The following is a 4188-nucleotide window of genomic DNA, read 5'->3' as shown; positions in this document are numbered from 1 at the left end:
TTGCTGAAATCTCAGGTACCATCTCGTTTGGTAAAGAGACTAAAGGTAAGGTTCGTTTAGTTATCAGCCCAGCTGATGGTGGTGATCATTACGAAGAAATGATCCCTAAATGGCGTAACCTTAACGTGTTCGAAGGTGAAAAAGTTGAACGTGGTGAAGTTATCGCTGACGGCCCAGAAGCTGCACACGATATTCTACGTTTACGTGGTATCCATCATGTTGCTAACTATATTGTTGATGAAGTCCAAGACGTTTACCGTCTACAGGGTGTAAAAATCAATGATAAGCACATTGAGGTTATCATTCGCCAAATGCTTCGTAAGTGTCTAATCACTGATGCAGGTGATTCGAACTTCTTAGTCGGTGAACAAGCTGAAGTATCTCGCGTGAAGATTGCTAACCGTGAGCTTGAAGCTCAAGGTAAAGCACCTGCGAAGTTCGAGCGTGAATTACTAGGTATTACCAAAGCTTCTTTGGCTACTGAATCGTTCATCTCAGCGGCATCGTTCCAAGAAACGACTCGTGTACTTACAGAAGCTGCTGTAGGTGGTAAGAGTGACCAATTACGTGGTCTGAAAGAAAACGTAATCGTTGGTCGTCTAATCCCTGCAGGTACAGGTTATGCATATCACAATGCTCGTAACGAAGCGCGTGCTAATGTTAAAGATGAAGGTGTAGAAGCACCGGTTATCACTGCAAGTGAAGCAGAGAAGAACTTAGCTGACTTACTTAACTTGGCCGGAAGTGCCGACTAAAGTAAACGTTATGTTAAAAAAAGGCGCCTTTGGCGCCTTTTTTATTGGGAATTGCACGAAAAGTTGTCTATTTCTTGACAGTTGGCCAATACCTTTCTAAACTTTCGCGTCCCATCATAGTGGGATATAGATTTTTCACACAAAATTGTTGAGATTATTCAACTGAACGGAGCTATTCATGGCAACTGTAAACCAGTTGGTACGTAAGCCACGCTCGCCAAAAGTCGAAAAGACTAATGTGCCAGCGTTAAATGCGTGTCCACAAAAACGTGGTGTTTGTACTCGTGTGTACACTACAACACCTAAAAAACCTAACTCTGCTCTACGTAAAGTAGCACGTGTTCGCTTAACTAACGGTTTCGAAGTTACTTCGTACATCGGTGGTGAAGGTCACAACTTGCAGGAACATAGTGTAATTCTAATCCGTGGCGGTCGTGTTAAAGACTTACCGGGTGTGCGTTACCACACTATCCGCGGTGCATTAGATTGTGCTGGCGTTAGTGCTCGTCGCCAAGGCCGTTCTAAGTACGGTGCTAAGCGTCCTAAGTCATAACTTGTCCGTTTAAGTAAGGCCAAGCTAGTTAAAAATATTCCAGTTTTGGAAATACCTGAAGCATACGGAGAATTGTTATGCCAAGACGTCGCGTTGTAGGACAACGTAAAATCCTACCAGATCCAAAGTTTAAAAGTGAGTTGCTGGCTAAGTTCATCAACGTCATTATGGTTGACGGTAAAAAGTCAACTGCTGAAAAAATTATCTACAAGGCATTAGATGTTGTCGCTGAAAAGAAAAGCGAAGATCATCTAACTATCCTTGAAGCAGCTCTTGATAATGTTCGCCCTTCAGTCGAGGTTAAATCTCGTCGTGTTGGTGGTTCTACTTATCAAGTACCATGTGAAGTTCGTCCAGTGCGTCGTAACGCACTAGCGATGCGCTGGTTAGTTGAAGCTGCTCGCAAGCGTGGTGAAAAATCTATGGCTCTACGTCTAGCAGGTGAAATGCTAGATGCATCTGAAAACAAAGGTACTGCTGTTAAGAAGCGTGAAGACGTGCATCGCATGGCTGAAGCTAACAAAGCCTTTGCTCATTACCGTTGGTAATTTGATGGAGCGGGCATTAGCCCGCTCCATATTGTTGATATTTTCTAAAGTGATAACTTTAGTTGAGAGGGTATAAATAGTGGCTCGTACAACCCCAATTGAGCGTTACCGTAATATTGGTATTGTTGCTCATGTGGATGCAGGTAAAACTACCACAACAGAACGTGTTCTGTTCTATACCGGTTTGTCTCATAAAATCGGTGAGGTGCATGACGGCGCTGCTACGACAGATTGGATGGTACAGGAGCAAGAACGTGGTATTACTATCACTTCTGCTGCAGTAACGACCTTTTGGCGTGGTATGGAAGCTCAATTCACTGAACATCGTATTAATATCATCGATACCCCTGGTCACGTCGACTTCACTATTGAGGTTGAGCGTTCATTACGTGTACTAGATGGCGCTGTAGTTGTTTTCTGCGGTTCATCAGGCGTAGAGCCTCAATCAGAGACTGTATGGCGTCAAGCCAACAAGTATGAAGTACCTCGTATGGTGTTCGTCAATAAGATGGACCGTGCAGGTGCTGACTTTGATAGTGTTATCGACCAAATCCGTAATCGCTTAGGTGCTACTTGTGTTCCAATTCAATTGAATATTGGCGCAGAAGAGGACTTCAAAGGGGTTATTGATTTAATTAAGATGAAAGCGATTAACTGGTCTGAAGAAGATCAAGGAACCACTTTCACTTATGAAGAAATTCCCGCAGATCTTTTAGCTAAGGCTGAAGATATGCATGAGTATCTAGTGGAAAGTGCTGCTGAAGCATCTGATGAACTGATGGAAAAGTACCTTGAAGAAGGCACATTACCAGAAGCAGATATTAAGCAAGCATTACGTCAGCGCACAATTAACAACGAAATCGTATTAGCAACTTGTGGTTCTGCATTTAAGAACAAAGGTGTTCAAGCGGTTTTGGATGCGGTTGTTGACTACCTTCCTGCTCCTATCGAAGTGCCTGCTATTAAGGGTGTTGACGAGAACGAAAATGAAGTAGAGCGCCCATCAGACGATAATGCACCATTTGCTGCATTAGCGTTTAAAATTGCGACTGACCCATTTGTTGGAACTTTGACCTTTATCCGTGTATATTCAGGCGTACTAGAATCGGGTGCAGCGGTTTATAATTCTGTTAAACAGAAACGTGAACGTGTTGGCCGGATTGTACAAATGCATGCAAATGACCGTACTGAGCTTAAAGAAGTTCGTGCAGGTGATATTGCAGCGGCGATTGGTCTAAAAGAAGTGACAACTGGCGATACTCTTTGCGCAAACGATCACAAAGTGATTCTAGAGCGAATGGAGTTTCCAGAACCTGTTATTACCATTGCCGTTGAGCCTCGCTCTAAAGCAGACCAAGATAAAATGGGGATTGCGCTACAAAAGCTAGCTGCAGAAGATCCTTCTTTTAGAGTGGAAACTGATGAAGAGTCAGCTCAAACATTGATTTCTGGCATGGGTGAATTACATTTAGATATTATCGTTGACCGTATGCGTCGCGAATTTAATGTCGAGTGTAACGTAGGTAAACCTCAGGTTGCCTATCGTGAAACAATTCGCTCATCAGTAGAAGTTGAAGGTAAGTTCGTACGTCAATCAGGCGGGCGTGGTCAATATGGTCACGTATGGCTGAAGATTGAACCGTTAGAAGACGGTGCAGGCTACGAATTTGTCAATGAAATTGTTGGTGGTGCAGTTCCTCGTGAATTCATCCCATCAGTAGACAAAGGTATTCAAGAGCAAATGAAAAACGGTGTTTTAGCCGGTTATCCTATGCTCGATGTGAAAGTGACTTTATTTGATGGTTCATATCATGATGTGGACTCGAATGAAATGGCTTTCAAAATAGCTGGTTCAATGGGCTTTAAAAAGGGTGCGCTTGAAGCAAGCCCTGTGTTACTAGAACCAACAATGAAAGTGGAAATTACCACTCCTGAAAGTAATATGGGCGATGTAGTAGGTGACTTAAACCGACGTCGTGGTGTTATTGATGGAATGGACGATGGCTTGGGTGGTGTTAAAATCATTCATGCAACGGTTCCACTATCAGAAATGTTTGGTTATGCAACTGACTTGCGTAGTGCAACTCAGGGGCGTGCTTCATACTCAATGGAGTTTGCTAAGTACGCTGATGCACCATCAAACATTGCAAATGCGATAATTGAATCACGCACCTAATTTTAGGTGTTTAACTAATGTTATATAGCTCGTAATCGAGCACTTCTGAAAAGAAAGGAATATATCGTGGCTAAAGAAAAATTTGAACGTAGTAAACCACACGTAAACGTGGGTACAATTGGTCACGTTGACCATGGTAAAACTACTCTAACAGCA

4 protein-coding genes and 1 pseudogene are annotated in these 4188 nt (G+C 43.0%); all 5 read left to right on the top strand.

Translation table 11 applies throughout. The features are described from left to right. Positions 1-755: pseudogene (locus AN944_RS20750) on the top strand (DNA-directed RNA polymerase subunit beta'); the annotation flags it as partial. Positions 756-933: 178 nt separating this feature from the next. After that, a complete protein-coding gene (gene rpsL / locus AN944_RS20745) occupies positions 934-1308 on the top strand; it encodes a 30S ribosomal protein S12 (RefSeq protein WP_055026549.1) in 375 nt (124 codons plus the stop codon). 77 nt (positions 1309-1385) lie between these two features. After that, positions 1386-1856 carry a 30S ribosomal protein S7 gene (rpsG, locus tag AN944_RS20740; protein ID WP_055026548.1) on the top strand — a complete coding sequence of 157 codons (471 nt, stop codon included), beginning with the start codon at positions 1386-1388 and terminating at the stop codon, positions 1854-1856. Between the two features lie 79 nt (positions 1857-1935). After that, positions 1936-4032: an elongation factor G gene (gene fusA / locus AN944_RS20735; RefSeq protein ID WP_055026547.1), complete on the top strand. Its 2097-nt coding sequence runs from the start codon at positions 1936-1938 to the stop codon at positions 4030-4032. A gap of 66 nt (positions 4033-4098) precedes the next feature. After that, positions 4099-4188 (top strand): GTP-binding protein (locus AN944_RS20730; RefSeq protein ID WP_021438671.1); only part of this gene is annotated, 90 nt, incomplete at its 3' end.

Origin of the sequence: Shewanella sp. P1-14-1 (genome assembly GCF_001401775.1) — a bacterium.
Taxonomy (GTDB): Bacteria; Pseudomonadota; Gammaproteobacteria; order Enterobacterales; family Shewanellaceae; genus Shewanella; species Shewanella japonica.
The sequence above is the reverse complement of the archived record's forward strand: the minus strand, read 5'-3'. Positions and strand labels throughout refer to the sequence as shown.

Coding starts and splice junctions, on each gene's coding strand:
- rpsL (WP_055026549.1), top strand. CDS start 934: ATGGCAACTGTAAACCAGTTGGTACGTAAGCCACGCTCGCCAAAAGTC.
- rpsG (WP_055026548.1), top strand. CDS start 1,386: ATGCCAAGACGTCGCGTTGTAGGACAACGTAAAATCCTACCAGATCCA.